The organism is Actinomycetota bacterium, assembly GCA_040905475.1.
Lineage (GTDB): Bacteria > Actinomycetota > AC-67 > AC-67 > AC-67 > DATFGK01.
The window spans coordinates 27,223-45,061 of record JBBDRM010000012.1; the positions used below are offsets into that span (position 1 = coordinate 27,223).

The window sequence follows — 17,839 nt, forward strand, 5'->3', positions numbered from 1 at the left end:
ACCAGGGGAAAGACCCGGCGTGAGGCCCGAACGGCCGTCTGCTACCCTCCGCCCGAGGTCGCCATGTTCTCGAAAGTTCTCGTCGCAAATCGAGGAGAGATCGCGGTGCGCGTTCTGCGCGCGCTCCGCGAGCTCGGCGTGGGCTCGGTGGCCGTCTACTCGGAGGCCGACCGCGAGGCCCTCCATGTGCGCCACGCCGACGAGGCTTTCCTGCTCGGGGAGGCCGCGCCGGCGGCCTCGTACCTCAACATCGACCGGATCCTCGAGGTAGCCGAACGCGCCGGGGCCGAGGCGATCCATCCCGGTTACGGCTTCCTGGCGGAGAACGCGGACTTCGCGCGGGCGATCACCAAAGCCGGCTTCGTGTTCGTCGGGCCTTCGGCGGAAGCGATCGAGCGGATGGGCGACAAGGTCGCCGCGCGGCAGGCCGCCGTCGAGGCCGGCGCACCGGTCGTGCCCGGCACGCTCGAGCCGGTCGGTGGCCCCGATGAGGTGCGCGCGTTCGCCGAGGAGCACGGCTTCCCGATCGCGATCAAAGCGTCGTTCGGCGGCGGCGGCCGGGGCTTCAAGGTGGTGCGTTCCGACAAAGAGCTCGACGACGCATTCGCGTCGGCGCAACGCGAGTCGGCGATGTCGTTCGGCCGTGACGAGGTCTACCTCGAGCGCTACCTCGAAGGGGCACGCCACATCGAAGCCCAGATCCTCGCCGATACGCACGGCAATGTGCTCTTCCTGGGCGAGCGCGACTGCACGCTCCAACGGCGGCACCAGAAGCTCGTCGAAGAGTCGCCGTCGCCGGTCGTTTCGGAGGAGGTGCGCCGAGCGCTCGGAGAGAGCTCCGTGTCGATCGCGCGCCAGGTCGGCTACGTCAACGCCGGCACGATCGAGACGCTTCTCGACGCCGATCTGCGCAGCTTCTACTTCATGGAGATGAACACGCGGCTGCAGGTGGAGCATCCGGTCACCGAGCTGTGCGCCGGGATCGACCTCGCGCAGTGGCAGATCAGGATCGCGGCCGGCGAGGAGCTGCCGTTCTCGCGATCCGACATCCGCACCCGCGGGCACGCGATCGAGTGCCGCATCAACGCCGAGGATCCCGCGAAGAAGTTCTTCCCTTCGCCCGGCCGCATCGGCGCGTACCGGGAGCCGTCCGGTCCCGGCGTGCGCATCGACTCAGGGTTCGGGGCCGACTCGGAGATCCCGCGCTCGTACGACTCGCTGATCGCGAAGCTCGTCGTGTGGGCGGAGGATCGCGACGGGGCGCGCGCGCGGATGGTGCGGGCGCTCGACGAATACGTGATCGAGGGAGTGAGGACCACGATCCCGTTCCACCGGATGATCATGGAGCACCCGCGGTTCGCTTCCGGCGAGTTCTCGACGAGCTTCGTCGAGAACGAGCTGGACCTGTCGGGGCTGACGCAGCCGGTCCCGGCGAAGACGGCCGACGCAACCGCCGCACCGGAGCGCACGGTCACCGTCGAGATCGACGGGAAGCGGTTCGACGTGGCCGTGCATGGGCTCACGGCCGTCGGCACCGCGGCCGTCCCCGCCGTTTCGCGTCCCGCGGCGCCGGTCGCGGAGGCGAAGGCCGGCTCGGGCGCGGGGCCGCACGTGAAGGAGACGGTCCGGGCGCCCATGCAGGGCACGGTGGTCAAGACCGTCGTCGCGGTCGGCGACGCGGTCAAAGCGGGCGACCTTCTGATCGTGCTCGAGGCGATGAAGATGGAGAACCACATCAGCGCCCCGCGGAACGGCACGGTCGGGGAGCTGCATGTCTCGGCCGGGGAGAACGTCGAGACCGGGGCCCCGCTCGCCGTCATCGAGTAGGCCGACGGTCCCCTGGGGACGGCGGCCCGTGATGCCGATACTCCTGGAGATGCGCCGAGCGCGTGCCGTACGGACCTGCCTGGTCGCCGCCGGGCTCGCAGCGTTTCCCGCTGCAGGCGCCGGCGCTCTATCGCCGCCGGGAGCGTCGGGGTGCCCGGTTTTCCCGGCCGACAACGTGTGGCACTCGGACATCTCGAAGCTTCCGGTGCACCCGCGGAGCGCGGCCTGGATGGCGTCGATGGACGGCGCGAGCACGGACCTTCACCCGGACTTCGGGTCGTCTGGTGAGCCGATGCCGTACGGGATCCCGTACACGGTCGTCGGTTCCTCGCACGCCGATGTCCCGGTCGACTTCTCCTATCCGGACGAGAGTGACCCGGGGCCGTACCCGTTCGGCACCGACACGCCGATCGAAGGCGGTTCGGACCGGCACGCGATCATGATCGACCGCGACGCGTGCACGCTCTACGAGCTTTTCGACGCCGAATACGCGCCCGGAGGCGGGTCGACGGCCGGCTCGGGCGCGATCTGGAACCTGAAGTCGAACGCGTTGCGGCCCGCCGGCTGGACCTCGGCAGACGCAGCCGGGCTGCCGATCTTCGCCGGGCTCGTGCGGCTCGACGAGGTGAAGGCCGGAAAGGTCGACCACGCGATCCGCATGACCGCTTCGCAGACCGACAGGTCCTTCGTGTGGCCTGCGCGGCATCAGGCCGGCGCCACGAGCAACAAGAACCTCCCGCCGATGGGCGCGCGCTTCCGCCTGAAGGCGAGCTTCAGCACCTCAGGCTTCCGTTCGGACACCAAGACGATCCTCGCGGCGATGAAGAAGCACGGGATGATCCTGGCCGACAACGGCTCCGACTGGTACTTCACCGGCGCGGCGTCCGACGACTGGTCGAACGACATGCTCGACGAGCTCAAGTCGGTGCCGGCGAGCGCGTTCGAGGCGGTCGACGCCTCATCGCTGATGATCAGCCCGAACTCGGGGAAGGCGAAGCAGTCGGGCGGCGCCGCTCCCGCGCCGGCACCGGCGGCTCCCAAGCCGAAACCCAAACCGAAGCCTTCGATTCCGCCGTCGCCGTCACCGTTGCCGGCCGCGACGGCGACCCCGACCCCGGTCGCGTCGAGCGTGGTCACCACGTCACCGAGCCCTTCCACCCTGGGGATCGCATCGGGGAACGGCAGCCGTGCCGGAGGGACTGAGCCGCCGTGGTGGCTCCTCGCGCTGGCCGGTGTCTCCGGTGCCGGTGGGTTGCTCCTGGTCGGCTACAAGCGCCGCCACGCCGGTTGATGCTCAGAGAACTCCGCGACGATCGGTGAGCGATCCGCCGTCCACGGGGTGGGCGGCGCCTCGGTCAGCGCGGCCATCGACAGCAGAACCGTGTCGTAGTTGACCCGCCAGCCCGCCCAATCCCGCCATGCCGCGTCCCGGTCGCTCCGCATCGGAACCCCCGCCGCGGCGAGTCGCTCGCAGGCTTCGTCGAACTCCTCGCGCTGGATCGATATCGGATCGTCCGGCTGCGGGTCGTTGTCGAATTCGATGCGGAAGAAGCTCGCGACACGGCGGAGGGCGATATACCCGGCCCGGATCATCAGCTCGGCTCGCGGCTCACGCGGCCGGTCGACGGCCGCCAGGTACAGCGCGGCGCCGTCCAACACCGTCCCCGAGGCCGTGACCCACGATTGCCCGGGTTCGGGCGAGCGGAAGAACACCAACGCCGGGAACGAGGTATGGGTCTCGGCAAGCTCGACGAACCATGCTTCCCACTTCTCCCAGAGCGAGGGAAGCTCGTCGAAGAACTCGATGCGCCAGTAACGCTCGATGAGCTCCACGGCCGTCGGAGGCGATCCGGCGCGGACCTCGAGCGTCTCGACGGCCGCTTCCCGGCGGGAGAACACGCCGTAGAGCGTCGGCAGGTACGAGATCAACAGCGCCAGCACGACTAAGCCGACCGCCGCCTCGGTGAACGAAACCAGCGTAGCCCCGAACTCTTCCGGATGGATAAGCCCGAGCGTGAGGAGCGCCGATCCACTCACCACCATCGCCTCGCGCGGAGGATCGATCCCGATCCCGATGTAGACGAGCGTGTACCCGATGAACTCCATCGTGAGCCACACCACCGTCAGCACGAGCAGCGTCACCGGCGCGTACAGCGCGAAGATCCGGTCGCGGCGTTCGTACGACGCGTCACGACCCACGCGGAGCTCGAAGAGCAGGCGCATCGTCCGGAAAACGGCTCGCCCGAGTCGCACCGGAACGCCGCGGGGCAGGATGACGGTGCGGACGGCCGACATCAGCGTCGCGAGGATGAGGAAAACGCCCGAGGCTGTAGCGAGCACCCGGAGCACGATCATCCGTCTACCCCCGCATGAGCTGGCGTGCCGCTTCCTGGATGCTCCCTCCGAACGAGGGGTAGATCGAGAACGCTTGCGCGAGCTGCTCGACGCCGAGGCGAGCGTGCACGGCGAGCGAGAGCGGCAGGACGAGGTCGCTCGCGTGCGGCGCGACGACCGTTCCGCCTACGACGGCGTGCGTTCCCCTCGTCGCGAGCACCTTCACGAAACCGTCTTCGAGGCCGACCATCTTCGCGCGCGCGTTGGTCGCGAACGGCAGCTTGCGGACGTCGACCTGGATCCCGCGCTCCGCGCATTCGGCCTCGGAGAGTCCGACGGTCGCGATCTCGGGGTCGGTGAACACGGTCGCGGCGACCTCTTCCCAGCGCATCGGGGATACGGCCTGACCAAGCGCGTGCCACATCGCGATGCGCCCCTGCATCGCCGCGGTGCTGGCGAGCATCATCCGCCCCGTCACGTCGCCGGCCGCGTAGATCGTCGGCACGTTCGTGCGGCTGACTCCGTCCACCGGGATCGACCCGTCCTTGGCGATCGCGACGCCGGCCGCCTCCAGCCCCGCATCCGCCGAGTTCGGCACCTGTCCGACCGTGAACAGTGCATGCGAACCGGCGAGCACCCTGCCGTCGGCCAGCTCGACCTCGACGCCGTGATCGGTCGCGCGGGCGCCGCCTGCGCGCGCGTTCTTGAGGATCTCCATGCCGCGCCGCTCGAAGACCTCTTCCAGGACCAGCGCCGAATCGGGGTCCTCGCTCGGGAGCACGCGGTCGCGTGAGCAGACGAGGGTTACGCGGGCTCCCAGCCGGTTGAAAGCGTGCGCGAACTCGGCGCCGGTGGCGCCGGAGCCGACGACGATCAGATGCTCGGGCACGTCCTCGAGGTCGTAGACCTGCCGTGCGTTCAGGATCCGGCGCCCGTCCGGGAGTGCCGTGGGCAGCTCGCGCGGCGACGAGCCCGTCGCGACCAGGACGACGTCGGCGTCGAGACGCTCGTCCTCTCCGTCGGTCTCGGCGATGACGGTTCGCGGATCCGAGAGTCGCGCCGCTCCGGCTACCACCCGCACCCCGGCGACGGCGAGCTTCTTCTCGATGTCCCGGGACTGGGCCTCCGCGAGCCAGATGATCCGCGAGAAGATCGTGGACAGGTTCACCTCGGGCCGCGGCGGGTTGTCGGCCGAGGCGAGTCCGAGCGCGGGCGCGGCTTCGAGCCAGGTCACCGCCTCGGCGCTGGTGCAGAGCGTCTTGGACGGGACGCAGTCGAAAAGCACGCACGCGCCGCCGAGGCCAACGCGGTCGACGACGGTCACCTCCGCGCCGAGCTCCGCGGCGACGAGCGCCGCCTCGTACCCCGCGGGGCCGCCGCCTACGATGACGATGCGCACGAGGCTATCTCTTTGGCCGGTAGACGCCGAACACTTCCCGAAGCACGTTGGACACCTCGCCGACGGTCGCCGATCGCTTCAGCGCCTCGCGCATCGGCACGAGCAGGTTGTCGGTCCCGCGCGCAGCGGCACGCACGTCCTCCAGCGACTCCTTGACCGCGGCCTGGTCGCGGCCGGCCCGCACCTCCGCGAGACGGCGGATCTGGTCCTCCTGGACGTTCTGATCGACGCGGAGGAGCTCCACATGGTCCTCTTCGGCCTCGGCGTACTTGTTCACGCCGACGACGATGCGGCGCCCGGCTTCGATGTCCTGCGCTTCCTGGAAGGCCGCTTCCTCGATCTCATCCTGCATGTACTCGATGCACGCGACCGCGCCGCCGCGACGGTCGATCTCCTCGATGTACGCCTTGGCCCTGCGCTCTACCTCCCGCGTCAGCGACTCGACGTACCACGACCCGGCGAGAGGATCGGCGGTGGCGTCGACGCCGGACTCGTGCGCGAGGATCTGTTGCGTACGGAGCGCGATCTTCGCCGCCTTCTCGGACGGCAGGGCGAGCGCCTCGTCGAAGGCGTTCGCGTGCAACGACTGCGTCCCGCCGAGCACGGCCGCCAGCGCCTGGATCGTGACGCGGACGACGTTGTTCTCCGGCTGCTGGGCCGTGAGCTGAACGCCGGCGGTCTGCGTGTGGAAGCGGAGCATCTGCGATCGCGGGTCCTTCGCGCCGAAGCGGTCGCGCATGATGCCGGCCCACAGCCGGCGCGCGGCACGGAACTTCGCGACCTCCTCGAACAGGGTCTCGCGCGCCACGAAGAAGAACGAGAGCCGCGGGCCGAACGTGTCGATGTCGAGGCCGGCCTTCAGCCCGGCCTCCACGTACGCGACCGCATCGGCGAGCGTGAACGCGACCTCTTGCACCGCCGTCGCGCCCTTTTCGGCCATGTGGTAGCCCGAGATCGAGATGGAATTGAACCGCGGCAGGCGGTCGGCGCAGTACGCGAACGTGTCGGTGATGAGCCGCATCGATCCTTCGGGCGGGAAGATGTAGGTCCCGCGCGCGATGTATTCCTTGAGGATGTCGTTCTGGATCGTGCCGGTGAGCTTTTCCGCCGGCACTCCCTGCTCCTCCCCCACCAGCTCGTAGAGGAGCAGCAGCAACGAGGCCGGGGCGTTGATCGTCATCGACGTCGACACTTTGTCAAGCGGGATGCCGTCGAAGAGGGTCCGCATGTCGGCGAGCGAGTCGATCGCCACACCGACCTTGCCGATCTCGGCCTGCGCGACGGGGTCGTCGGAGTCGTAGCCCATCTGCGTGGGCAGATCGAAGGCCACCGATAGGCCCGTCTGCCCGTGCTCGAGGAGGTATCGGTACCGTGCGTTGGACTCCTTGGCGCTCGCGTACCCGGCGTACTGGCGCATCGTCCAGGTCTTGCCCCGGTACATGTCCGGGTAGATGCCGCGCGTGAACGGGAACTCGCCGGGCTTCCCCATATCGTGTTCGGGGTCCAGATCGGCCGCGTGCTCGGGGAGGTAGAGCGGCTCGATGGGGATGCCGGACGGGGTGGTCCGCTCGTCGCCCACCGCGGATTCGTCGCTCATGGCCTAATGCTATAGTCGGGGATGGGAGCGGGGCGCGCTGTGCGTGCCGCTCCCTCGCGTGAGTGCCCACGTCGCAGGGGGGGAAAGGCGTGCGCGTCCCCGAGAAGATCGGGACCGTCTACCGCGGTGGCCAGGGCCAGTGGTCCTGGGCGTTCCATCGCATCACCGGTGTCGCCGTCTTCCTGTTCCTTCTGGCCCATATCGTCGACACGGCTCTCGTCGGATGGGGGCCCGAGCTCTACAACCGCGTGGTGGCCGTCTATCACAACCCGATCATCCGGCTGATGGAGATCGCGCTCGCCGGGCTGGTGCTCTTCCACGCGCTGAACGGCCTCAAGATCATCGCGATCGACTTCTTCCCGAAGCTCTCGGACCGCCACAAAGAGCTGTTCGGGATCGTCCTCGGCCTGTACATCATCCTCATGATCCCCGCGCTCTACTTCATGGGCCGCGGCTTCTTCCGGAGCCTGTAGATGGCCGTCACGACCCGCCCTACAGCGCCACGCGAGCGTCGCTCCGCATACGCGCGGCCCCGGCCGGGCTCGGGGAGCATGGAGCTCTGGACCTGGTTCTTCATGCGGATCTCGGGGATGATCCTGGTCGTCCTGGTGCTCGGCCACTTCACCATCGTGCACATCCTGGGCGAGGGCGTGGATCGCGTGGACTTCGCGTTCGTGTCGGGCCGGTGGTCGAGCCCGTTCTGGCAGACCTGGGACTGGACGATGCTGTTCCTCGGCATGCTGCACGGGGCGAACGGCATGAAGGTCGTCATCGAGGACTACGTGCGCCGCCCCGGCCCGCGCGCGGCGCTGAAGAGCGCTCTCTACATGGTCACGTTCATCCTGATCCTGCTCGGGACGCTCGTGATCCTCACCTTCGATCCGGCCAAGGGCCGCTCGGCGGTGCTCGGCGGATGACGACGTTCCACACCTACGACGCGGTGATCGTCGGCGCCGGGGGCGCCGGGATGCGGGCAGCCTTGGAGGCGTCGCGGGACGTCCGCACCGCCGTCATCTCGAAGCTGTATCCGACGCGCTCGCACACCGGCGCGGCGCAGGGCGGCATGTGCGCGGCGCTCGCGAACGTCGAAGAGGATTCCTGGGAGTGGCACGTCTACGACACCGTCAAGGGCGGCGACTTCCTCGTCGATCAGGACGCCGCCGAGATCATGGCCAAGGAGGCGATCGACGCTGTTCTCGATCTGGAGCGGTGGGGGTTGCCGTTCAACCGCACACCGGACGGGAAGATCGACCAGCGGCGGTTCGGGGGCCACACCCGCAATCACGGTGAAGGCCCGGTGCGCCGAGCCGCGTACGCGGCCGATCGCACCGGCCACATGATCCTCCAAACGCTTTACCAGCAGTGCATCAAGCACGACGTCCAGTTCTTCAACGAGTTCTACGTCCTCGACCTCCTCATGGCGGACGACCGCGTGGCAGGCCTGGTGGCCTACGAGCTCTCGACGGGCGAGCTGCACGTGTTCCGCGCCAAGACCGTGCTGTTCGCGACCGGCGGCTACGGGCGCATGTTCCGGGTCACGTCGAACGCGCACGCACTCACCGGCGACGGCCCTGCGGTCGTGCTCCGGCGCGGCTTCCCGCTCGAGGACATGGAGTTCTTCCAGTTCCACCCCACCGGTGTCTACGGGATCGGCATCCTGCTGTCCGAGGCGGCGCGGGGTGAAGGCGGGATCCTTCGCAACTCGGAGGGCGAGCGGTTCATGGAGCGCTACGCCCCGACCATCAAGGACCTCGCGCCGCGCGACATGGTCTCACGTGCGATATTCGTCGAGATCCGCGAGGGCCGGGGGCTGGGGCCGAAGAAGGACTACGTGCTCCTTCACGTCGATCACCTCGACCCCAAGGTGGTCGAGGAGAAGCTCCCCGACATCACCGAGTTCGCGCGGATCTACCTCGGCGTCGAGCCGCTGAAGGAAGGCGTGCCGATCCAGCCGACGGCCCACTACGCCATGGGCGGCATCCCGACCACGATCGACGCCCAGGTGATCGCCGACGAAGCCAACACGCCGGTGCCCGGCCTCTACGCCGCCGGTGAATGCGCCTGCGTCTCGGTGCACGGCGCCAACCGCTTGGGCACCAACTCCCTGCTCGACATCAACGTGTTCGGGCGGCGCGGCGGCGTGGCGATGGCCGAGGAGGCGCAGCGGCTCGACCACGCGCCGCTGGGCGACGAGCCCGAGCGGGACGTGAAGCGGATGCTGAACGAGCTGCTCGAGCGGACCCGGCTCGAGTCGGCCGGCGGGCTCCGCGACGAGCTGCAGCGGTCGATGGACGAAAACGCCGGCGTCTACCGGACCGAGACGGGCCTGCGCGAGCAGGAAGATCTGTTGGCGCGCTTCCAGGAGCGCTTCGAGCTCGGCGTCGGAGTGCACGACAAGGGCCGCTCCTACAACACCGACCTCATGGAGACCGTCGAGCTCGGCTTCCTGCTGGATCTGGCGCAGACCCTCGTTCACGCCGCGCGTGCGCGCACGGAGAGCAGGGGAGGACACTCGCGAGAGGACTACCCGGCGCGCGACGACGTCAACTGGCTGAAACACTCGCTCGCCTGGAAGACCAACGGCACCATCAAGCTCTCGTACAAGCCGGTTACGATCACCCGGTACGAGCCGGTCGAGCGGAAGTACTAGGAGGGGAAGATGGGTTGGACACGTGAGATCGACGCCCTCGTCGAGCGCAAGCATCTGTTGAAGCACCCGTTCTACACGGCGTGGACCAACGGCACGCTCTCGATGGAAGCGCTCCGCGGCTACGCCGGCCAGTACTACCGCCACGTGCTCTCCTTCCCGACGTACCTGTCGGCGGTGCATTCCGAGACGCCGGACCTCGAGACGCGGCAGTACCTGCTCGAGAACCTGATCGACGAGGAGCGCGGCTCCGAGAACCACCCCGAGCTGTGGCTCCGGTTCGCCGAAGGGATCGGGTGCCGGCGCGAGGACGTCCGCGCCGCGGCGCCGCTTCCCGAGACGGCCGCCTGCGACGAGACGTTCCGTCGCGTCGCCACATCCGGTGTCGCGGCCGGCCTCGCCTCGCTCTACGCGTACGAGTCGATGGTGCCGGCGGTTGCCGAGTCGAAGATCGACGGCCTGAAGCGCCACTACAGCATCGACGACCAGGCGACGCTCCGCTTCTTCACCGTCCACCTCGAGGTCGACGAATGGCACGCGGACATGGCGCGGGACCTGCTCGAGCGTACGGCTCCGGCAGACCGGCGGGCCGCCGCGGTGCAGGCCGCCTCCGAAGGCCTGGACGCCCTCTGGAGTCTGCTCGACGGCGTGACGCGAGTGTGGTGCCCGGAGGTGGCGGCCTAACCGTGGCGCGCAAGCGCAAGGAGGGCGCGCTCGTCCTCAAGGTCCTTCGGTTCAACCCGGATGCGGACGACGATTCCCACTGGGAGTCCTACACCGTCCCGTACGAGCCGATGGACCGCGTGCTCGATGCCCTCCATCACGTGAAGTGGTACGTGGACGGGACGCTGAGCTTCCGCCGTTCCTGCGCGCACGGCATCTGCGGGTCGGACGCGATGCTCATCAACGGGAAGAACATGCTCGCGTGCAAGGTGCTGATCAAGGACCTGAAACAACCCATCACCGTAGAGCCGATCCGCGGGATGAAGGTCGAGAAGGATCTCATCGTCGACATGGAGCCGTTCTTCGACTCGTACCGTTCGATGCTCCCTTACCTGATCAACGACGATCCAGCTCCCGAGCGCGAGCGGCTCCAGTCGCCCGAGGAGCGCGAGCGGTACGACGACACGACCAAATGCATCCTGTGCGCAGCGTGTACGACGTCCTGCCCCGTGTACTGGTCGAACGATGAGTACTTCGGGCCGGCGGCCATCGTCAACGCGCACCGGTTCGTGTTCGACTCTCGAGACCACGGCGCCGAGGATCGGCTGCGCATCCTCGCGGAGAAGGAAGGCGCCTTCCGCTGCCGGACGACGTTCAACTGCACCGACGCATGCCCGCGCGGGATCCACGTGACACGCGCGATCCAGGAAGTGAAGCAGCAGATCCTGTTCCGAAAGATCTGAGCGTTCGTTACCGCCCGTCGCTCCGCGGAAGGAACCCGACCCGGTCGTACGCCGTCGCCAACGTCTTCGAGGCGACGACGTGCGCCTTCTCGGCGCCGATCTCGAGCAGGCGGGCGAGCTCCGCGGGGTCGTTCTGGAGATCCGTGTAACGCTTCTGGATCGGGTCGAGGAACGCGATCAACGCGTCGGCGAGCCCGCCCTTGAGCTCCGCGTACCCCTTCCCCGCGAGTTCCTGCTCGAGCTCGGCGATCGTCCTTCCGGACGCGACCGAGTAGATCGTGAGCAGGTTGGTGATCGCCGGGCGGTCGGGGCTCGCGACGACGTCGCGGCCCGAGTCGGTGACGGCGGTCTTGATCTTCTTGCGGATCTCATCGGGCGTGTCGCTCAACTTGACCGTCCCCCGCGGCGAATCCGCCGACTTCGACATCTTCGCGGCCGGGTTCTGGAGATCGAGGATCTTGGCGCCGACCTTCGGGATCGTCGGCTGCGGCACGACGAACGTCTCGCCGAACCTCGCGTTGAAGCGCTGGGCGATGTCGCGGGTCAGCTCGATGTGCTGGCGCTGGTCCTCCCCAACCGGGACCTCGTCCGCCTGGTAGATCAGGATGTCGGCAGCCTGAAGGACGGGGTAGGTGAAGTACCCCACGCTGACGTTGCCTTCCTTCTGCTTCGCGGCCTTGTCTTTGAACTGCGTCATGCGTTTGAGCTCGCCGAAGGTAGCGACGCACTCGAGCACCCAACCGAGCCGCGGATGCTCCGGCACGTGCGACTGAACGAAGAGCGTCGCCCGCTCGGGATCGATGCCGCTCGCGATCAACGTCGCCGCGAGGTCGAGCGTCGCCTCTCGCAGCGTCTTCGGATCTTGCGGCACGGTTATCGCGTGGAGGTCGACGATGCAGTAGAAGCAGTCTTTCTCGTCCTGCTGCGCAGCCCAATGTTGGAGCGCGCCGATGTAGTTCCCGAGGTGCACCTCGCCCGACGGCTGGATGCCCGACAGGATGCGCTTCACCGCTCCTACCCTCCTCCCAGCTCGCTCGAGGCTTGCGAGGTGCCCGGCGAGGACGACTTCCGCCACGGTTCTGCGACCGTCGCGTAATGGTCGGCACCATAGCAATCGTTCACGACCCAGGCGGGGAAATCCTCGAGCTCCAGCTCGAAGATGGCCTCGGGCCCGAGCTCATCGAACGCGGCGACGCGCGCCTGCTTGACCGTGCGGCTCGCGAGCGCGCCGGCGCCGCCGAGCGCAGCGAGGTAACAGGCGGTGTGCTTCTGGAACTCGGGGCGCAGCGCCTCGCCGCGGCCGCCCTTTCCGACGGCCGCCTTGAGTCCGAGCTCGAGCAGCGGAGGCGTGTAGCGATCCATCCTCCCTGCGGTCGTCGGCCCGGCCGCGCCGATCACGGCGCCCGGTCGCGCCGGAGTCGGGCCGACGTAGTAGACGATCTGACCGGCGAGATCGACGGGGAGCTGATCGCCGCGGTCGAGCATCTCGATCAGGCGTTTGTGTGCCGCGTCCCGCGCGCCGTAGACGCGGCCGAAGATGCGCACACGGTCGCCGGCACGCAGCGCCCGGACGTCGTCGTCGGAGAGGGGCGCCTCGACGCGCTTCAGTCCGCCGGGCAGCTCCGAGACCGGCACGCTAGACCTCCACGTGCCCGGCGCGGTGCGCGTGGCACTCCATGTTGACGGCGACGGGGAGCGAGGCGATGTGGGTCGGCGCCGACTCGACGTGCACGGCGAGGACGGTCTGCGTGCCGCCGAGCGCCTCGGGGCCTAGGCCGAGAGCGTTCGCGCCGTCCAGTAGCTCCCGCTCGAACGCGGCCCAGCGGGGATCGGGGTTCGGGTCCCCGACACGTCTCGTCAGCGCGCGCTTCGCCAAGTGCGCGACGCCCTCGAAGTTGCCGCCGACGCCGACGCCGACGATGCCGGGCGGACATGCGTTGGGGCCCGAGCGCTCGACGGTATCGAGAACGAATGCCCGGACACCTTCGATGCCGTCGGACGGCTTGAGCATCGCGAGGCGGCTCATGTTCTCGCTTCCGGCGCCCTTCGCGTCCACGGTGATCCGAACGCGATCGCCGGGCACGACACGGGTGTGGACGACCGCCGGGGTGTTGTCGCCGGAGTTCTTTCGCTCGAACAATGGATCGGCCACGATCGAGCCGCGGAGAAAGCCTTCCGTGTAACCACGGGCGACGCCCTCGTTGATCGCCGCCTCCAGCGCTCCGCCGACCAGATGCACGTCCTGCCCGACCTCGACGAACACCACGGTCGTTCCGGTGTCCTGACAGTACGGTACTTCGCCCTCCGCGGCGATCTCCGTGTTGGCGATCAACTGATCGAGTATCTCGCGTCCGATCGGCGATTCCTCGAGTTCTCGGGCGCGCTTCACCGCTGCCTTCATGTCGGGCGACATGCGGTAGCAGATGTCGATACAGAGCTTCGCTAGTGCGCCGGCGATCTCGTCGACGTGTAGCTCGCGGACCACCCGGTCAGTCTAGCCGTGCGGGCGCAGGATGGGATCCAGCGCTCGCGCGGGAGCTACAACTACCCAGCCAGTTTGGCGACGTCGGCGCACTTCGTCCGCACGGCCTCGGCTGCCTCCCGGAGCGCGGCGACCTCGTCGTCGGCCAGGGGCAGTTCCACGACCTCCTGCACACCCCCGGCGCCGAGCTTGGCCGGCACGCCGAGGTAGACGCCTTCGACGCCGTACTGACCGGTGAGCCAGGCGCAGGCAGGCATGATCGCCCCCGAGTCCTGGGCGACCGCAGCGACCATCGCGACGGCCGCCGACGACGGCGCGTAGTACGCGCTGCCGGTCTTGAGCAGTGCGACGATCTCGGCGCCGCCGTCGCGGGTCCGCTGCACGACGCGCTCGATCGTGCCGGCGTCGGCCAGCTCCGTGAGCGGCTTCCCCTTGACCGTCACCCGGCTCGGCACCGGCACCATCGTCTCTCCGTGCGAGCCGAGCGTGATCGCTTCGACGTCCAGAGGAGAGACGCCGAGCTCCTCCGCGACGAAGTGCTTGAAGCGCGCGGTGTCGAGCATGCCCGCTTGTCCGAGCACGCGTTCGGCCGGGAAGCCCGACACCTCGCGGAAGAGGTAGGTCATCTCGTCGAGCGGGTTCGTGACCACGATCACGACCGCGTCGGGAGAGCTGGGACAGAACTGCTCCGCCACGCTTCGGATGATCTTCGCGTTGACTTCGAGCAGGTCCATGCGGCTCATGCCCGGCTTGCGCGGAAGCCCGGCCGTCACCACGCAGATGCTCGACCCGGCCGTCTCGTCATAGGTGTTGGTCCCGGTCACGCGGGTCTCGAACGCTTCGATCGGACGGGACTGCATCATGTCGAGCGCGAGCCCCTGTGGCAGGCTTTCGACGATGTCGGTCATCACGACCTCGTCGCAGATCCCCTTCTCGGCGATGCGCTGGACGGTGGTGGAACCGTACTTACCTGCTCCGACGACGGTGATCTTCATGACGTCCCTTCCATAGGCGCGAGCGCCCATCGTATTGACCGCGCGTGGAGTCCCTCAAGACGATGGAGGACGCCGTGGCTCGCTCCGAGGTCGGCGACGGTGATGCCTCGCTCCGGCTGATCCTGGACGCCGCCGAGCGCCGGGATCCACGCTGCGACGCGGTTGGCCTCGTACCCGGGCCGGAGGAATCGCTACGTGCCCTAGGTAGAACAGGTCGACGTGATGATCGCCCTATCCCAGTCCCTTGGCGGTCCGTCGAGATGCGCCGAGCGAGTACATATCCGTGAAGCCACGGAGTGTGCAGAAGTACGGTTCGGTCAGGTCACCCGGCCGGTTCCGAGGTCCAGGCGCTTCGGCGGCCGGTGCGCCGCCTCCATCCCGCGGGAGACCTCCCACAGGACCCCGAGCTCGTCGCGGAACTTGAACGTGTCTGAATCGCCCTCGTGCTCGCGTAATCCGAGCGCACGCACCCGGTCGCGGATGCGCTTGAACTCGGCGTCGCCGGTGCCGAGGCCGACGTGATTCAGCGGGCCGCCCTTCCCCGGCGAGGGTTCGTCGGCCGCGATGATCGTCACCACGCCGGCGCGGAGGAACGACGCCTCGACCCGCAGCCCGCGCCGGCGGATCTGGTCCCAGGTTGCGTCGGCGTCGATCGCAACCCACGTCCCATGATGGGTCGTCGCGCGGAACAGCACGGTCGCGCCGAACAGATCGCCGTAGTGGCTCTCCGCCCGCTCGATACGCGCGGTGAAGACGGCGACGTGGTCGACGCCGAGGATGCCAGACGTCTTCGCCACGAGTGCCTCTCGCCCTCTCACGTCGGTTTCGCGCCGTTCTGCTTCGATGCGTTCGGCAAGTGTGACCTAAAACGCGTCCGGAACGCACGTCTTCGGGCCAAACTTCGGGGCGGCCGCGATCGGGTCCATCAGGTCACCATCCCGTGCCACGTTGCCGGCCCCGTCATACAGTCGGCCGCCCGATGGTTCCGATGCCAGGTCACGTCCCGACGAGCCTCGCCGCCTGCGCCACGCTCGCCGCGACACAGCACGGGACGATCGCCCGAGCTCAGGCTATCGCGGCCGGCGTCTCTCTCGAAACGGTACGGCGCCTCGTCCGAGCCGAGCGCTGGAGGAGGCTCCGCCCAGGCGTGTATGGCCTGTGCCTGCCGCGAGATCCTACCGAGATCTGGAGACAGAAGCTTTTCGCGAGCATGCTTTGGCTTGGGACCGGAGCGGCAGCCTCGCACAGGGCCGCGTCCATCGTGTGGGGCCTCGATGGGCTTGAGTCCGCGCCGGTCGAGCTGACGACCTCGGGACGGCGACGAGCCTCCGACCCGGGGCTCGTCGTGCATCGGGCCCGGGCTTGGCGGCCCGGCGACATCACGATCCGAGGTGCGTTCCGTGTGACGTCCGTCCCCAAGACAGTTCTGGACCTCTGCGGGGTCGTCAGACCCTCAGTGGTGGAGCTCGCGATCGAGTCGGCGTTGCGCCGGCGTCTCACGACCCGCGGCCAGCTCGAGGACGCACTCGAGCGATCCGCCGTCACGGTCATCGGCCGCGGGATCCTGCGCGAGCTCCTCGGCGACCTGCCCTCATCGGCCACAGAGAGCACGCTCGAGACGATCGTGTGGCGACTGCTCGTCGACGAAGGCCTGCGACCGGTTCGCCAGTACGAGGTTCGCACGGAAGACGGCCGGTTCGTCGCCCGGGTGGATTTCGCGTATCCCGCGGTACGCGTCGCCGTCGAGGCCGACGGCCGTCGATTCCACTCGGCGAAGGCCGACTGGAGTCGCGATCTCTTTCGCTCGAACGCCCTCACGAGTCTGGGATGGGTCGTCTACCGGGTGACGTGGGACGATGCGACGAAGCGACCACGGCGCGTCGCCGCCGACGTGCGCGCGCTCCTCGCACGACGTGCGCGACCAGAACCTTGACCCGAACGTGGTGTTTCGAGTCGGGTTTTGGGCCAGACTTCGCGACCCCGCGCCACCGTTCCGTCGCTACGCGTTCAGCCTGTCGATGACCGCGTCGGCGACCTGGCTGGTGCCGACCGCCGTGGGGTCGTCGCGGCGCTCCTTCAGGTCGTAGGTGACGCTCTTCCCCTCCTTGATGACCGCCGCGAGCGCGCCTTCCAGCGCGTCGGCCGCTGCGTCCTCGGCGAGGTGACGGAGCATCAATACGCCGGAGAACATCATCGCCATCGGGTTGACCTTGTTCTGACCCTTGTACTTCGGGGCGCTGCCGTGCGTCGCTTCGAACACCGCGACCTCGTCGCCGAGGTTCGCCCCAGGCGCGATCCCGAGCCCGCCGATGAGCCCGGCGCACAGGTCCGAGATGATGTCGCCGTACAGGTTCGGGAGCACGAGCACGTCGTACTCCTGCGGCCGCTTCACGAGCTGCATCGACAGGTTGTCCACGATGCGTTCCTCGAACTCGATATCTGGGTAGTCCTTGGCGACCGCCTCGCAGGTGTGGAGGAAGAGCCCGTCGGAGAACTTCATTATGTTGGACTTGTGGACGGCTGTGACCTTGGCGCGCTTGTACTTGCGCGCGTACTCCATCGCAAACTTGGCGATTCGCGTCGTGCCGAAGATCGAGATCGGCTTGATCGAGATCCCGGAGTCCTCCCGGATCTGTTTGGGTTGGATCCCGTTGAGGAAGTCGATGACCTTCTTGGCGTCGGCGGTTCCCTGCTCGAACTCGATGCCGGCGTAGAGGTCCTCGTGGTTCTCGCGGCAGATCACGATGTCGACGCCGGGGACGGCGCCGGGGATGCCCTCGTAGGACTTGCAGGGCCGCAGACAGCAGTAGAGGTCGAGTTCCTTCCGAAGAGCGACGTTGACACTGCGGAAGCCCGTGCCGACGGGGGTGGTAATGGGGCCCTTGATCGCGACCTTGGTGGCGCGGATCGACTCGAGGACGTGGTCGGGCAATGGGGTCCCGTACTTGTCCATCACGTCGACGCCGGCGTCCTGGACGTCCCAGTCGAACGCGACGCCGGTCGCTTCAAGGACGCGGCGGGTGGCTTCGGACAGCTCGGGGCCGACCCCGTCGCCGGGGATAAAGGTCACTCGATAGGTCATGGGTTCTCCTTGCGTGAGGGAGACCCATTATCGGTGCGGTCACAGAGGGGAACAAAGTGGCGGGGGGGCC

At 68.2% G+C, this 17,839-nt stretch carries 17 protein-coding genes; 8 read left to right on the forward strand and 9 right to left on the reverse strand.

The window, feature by feature from the left end; genetic code table 11:
* Positions 1–63: 63 nt before the first annotated feature.
* A complete protein-coding gene (locus WEB06_01370) occupies positions 64–1,827 on the forward strand; it encodes an acetyl-CoA carboxylase biotin carboxylase subunit (protein ID MEX2554262.1) in 1,764 nt (587 codons plus the stop codon).
* Positions 1,828–1,858: 31 nt separating this feature from the next.
* Complete coding sequence (locus WEB06_01375; GenBank protein MEX2554263.1) at positions 1,859–3,118, forward strand: hypothetical protein; 1,260 nt, start codon at positions 1,859–1,861, stop codon at positions 3,116–3,118.
* Here the strand turns inward: WEB06_01375 and WEB06_01380 are convergent.
* From WEB06_01380 to WEB06_01390, 3 genes are read right to left on the reverse strand one after another with little or no spacing between them, the layout of a single operon-like run.
* On the reverse strand, positions 3,094–4,182 hold the full coding sequence (locus WEB06_01380) for a hypothetical protein (protein ID MEX2554264.1): 1,089 nt from the start codon (positions 4,180–4,182) through the stop codon (positions 3,094–3,096). The genes WEB06_01375 and WEB06_01380 overlap by 25 nt on opposite strands.
* Positions 4,183–4,186: 4 nt before the next feature.
* A complete protein-coding gene (locus WEB06_01385) occupies positions 4,187–5,560 on the reverse strand; it encodes an NAD(P)H-quinone dehydrogenase (GenBank protein ID MEX2554265.1) in 1,374 nt (457 codons plus the stop codon).
* Positions 5,561–5,564: 4 nt separating this feature from the next.
* Positions 5,565–7,157, reverse strand: a complete 1,593-nt coding sequence (locus WEB06_01390; protein ID MEX2554266.1) for a methylmalonyl-CoA mutase family protein — start codon at positions 7,155–7,157, stop codon at positions 5,565–5,567.
* 89 nt (positions 7,158–7,246) lie between these two features.
* On the opposite strand from WEB06_01390, the gene sdhC reads away from it, so the two are divergent.
* The 5 genes from sdhC to WEB06_01415 are packed head-to-tail and all read left to right on the forward strand — an operon-like array spanning position 7,247 to position 11,210.
* The gene (gene sdhC / locus WEB06_01395; protein MEX2554267.1) at positions 7,247–7,630 is read left to right on the forward strand and encodes a succinate dehydrogenase, cytochrome b556 subunit; all 384 of its coding nucleotides are present in this window, start codon (positions 7,247–7,249) and stop codon (positions 7,628–7,630) included.
* Positions 7,631–8,074, forward strand: a complete 444-nt coding sequence (locus WEB06_01400) for a succinate dehydrogenase hydrophobic membrane anchor subunit (protein ID MEX2554268.1) — start codon at positions 7,631–7,633, stop codon at positions 8,072–8,074. It begins immediately after the preceding gene.
* Entirely contained in the window at positions 8,071–9,807 is a 1,737-nt protein-coding gene (gene sdhA / locus WEB06_01405; GenBank protein ID MEX2554269.1) for a succinate dehydrogenase flavoprotein subunit, read from the forward strand. Before WEB06_01400 ends, sdhA begins: the two co-directional genes overlap by 4 nt.
* A 9-nt stretch (positions 9,808–9,816) precedes the next feature.
* Positions 9,817–10,488, forward strand: coding sequence for a CADD family putative folate metabolism protein (locus tag WEB06_01410; GenBank protein MEX2554270.1), 672 nt, complete (start codon positions 9,817–9,819; stop codon positions 10,486–10,488).
* Between the two features lie 2 nt (positions 10,489–10,490).
* Positions 10,491–11,210 carry a succinate dehydrogenase iron-sulfur subunit gene (locus WEB06_01415; GenBank protein ID MEX2554271.1) on the forward strand — a complete coding sequence of 240 codons (720 nt, stop codon included), beginning with the start codon at positions 10,491–10,493 and terminating at the stop codon, positions 11,208–11,210.
* A 7-nt stretch (positions 11,211–11,217) separates the two neighbouring features.
* Here WEB06_01415 and trpS read toward each other — a convergent pair whose 3' ends face one another.
* From trpS to WEB06_01440, 5 genes are all read right to left on the reverse strand, one after another.
* On the reverse strand, positions 11,218–12,210 hold the full coding sequence (gene trpS, locus WEB06_01420) for a tryptophan--tRNA ligase (GenBank protein ID MEX2554272.1): 993 nt from the start codon (positions 12,208–12,210) through the stop codon (positions 11,218–11,220).
* A gap of 14 nt (positions 12,211–12,224) precedes the next feature.
* On the reverse strand, positions 12,225–12,845 hold the full coding sequence (locus tag WEB06_01425; protein MEX2554273.1) for a FumA C-terminus/TtdB family hydratase beta subunit: 621 nt from the start codon (positions 12,843–12,845) through the stop codon (positions 12,225–12,227).
* Position 12,846: 1 nt separating this feature from the next.
* Positions 12,847–13,695, reverse strand: a complete 849-nt coding sequence (locus tag WEB06_01430) for a fumarate hydratase (GenBank protein ID MEX2554274.1) — start codon at positions 13,693–13,695, stop codon at positions 12,847–12,849.
* A gap of 59 nt (positions 13,696–13,754) precedes the next feature.
* Positions 13,755–14,687 carry a malate dehydrogenase gene (gene mdh / locus WEB06_01435; GenBank protein MEX2554275.1) on the reverse strand — a complete coding sequence of 311 codons (933 nt, stop codon included), beginning with the start codon at positions 14,685–14,687 and terminating at the stop codon, positions 13,755–13,757.
* 317 nt (positions 14,688–15,004) lie between these two features.
* Entirely contained in the window at positions 15,005–15,484 is a 480-nt protein-coding gene (locus WEB06_01440) for a VOC family protein (protein MEX2554276.1), read from the reverse strand.
* Between the two features lie 413 nt (positions 15,485–15,897).
* Between WEB06_01440 and WEB06_01445 the strand changes: the two genes are divergently transcribed.
* Positions 15,898–16,620 (forward strand): DUF559 domain-containing protein, encoded by a 723-nt coding sequence (locus WEB06_01445; GenBank protein ID MEX2554277.1) that lies wholly within the window; start codon positions 15,898–15,900, stop codon positions 16,618–16,620.
* Between the two features lie 66 nt (positions 16,621–16,686).
* On the opposite strand, the gene WEB06_01450 is transcribed toward WEB06_01445, so the two are convergent.
* Positions 16,687–17,769, reverse strand: a complete 1,083-nt coding sequence (locus WEB06_01450; protein ID MEX2554278.1) for an isocitrate/isopropylmalate dehydrogenase family protein — start codon at positions 17,767–17,769, stop codon at positions 16,687–16,689.
* Positions 17,770–17,839: the final 70 nt, after the last annotated feature.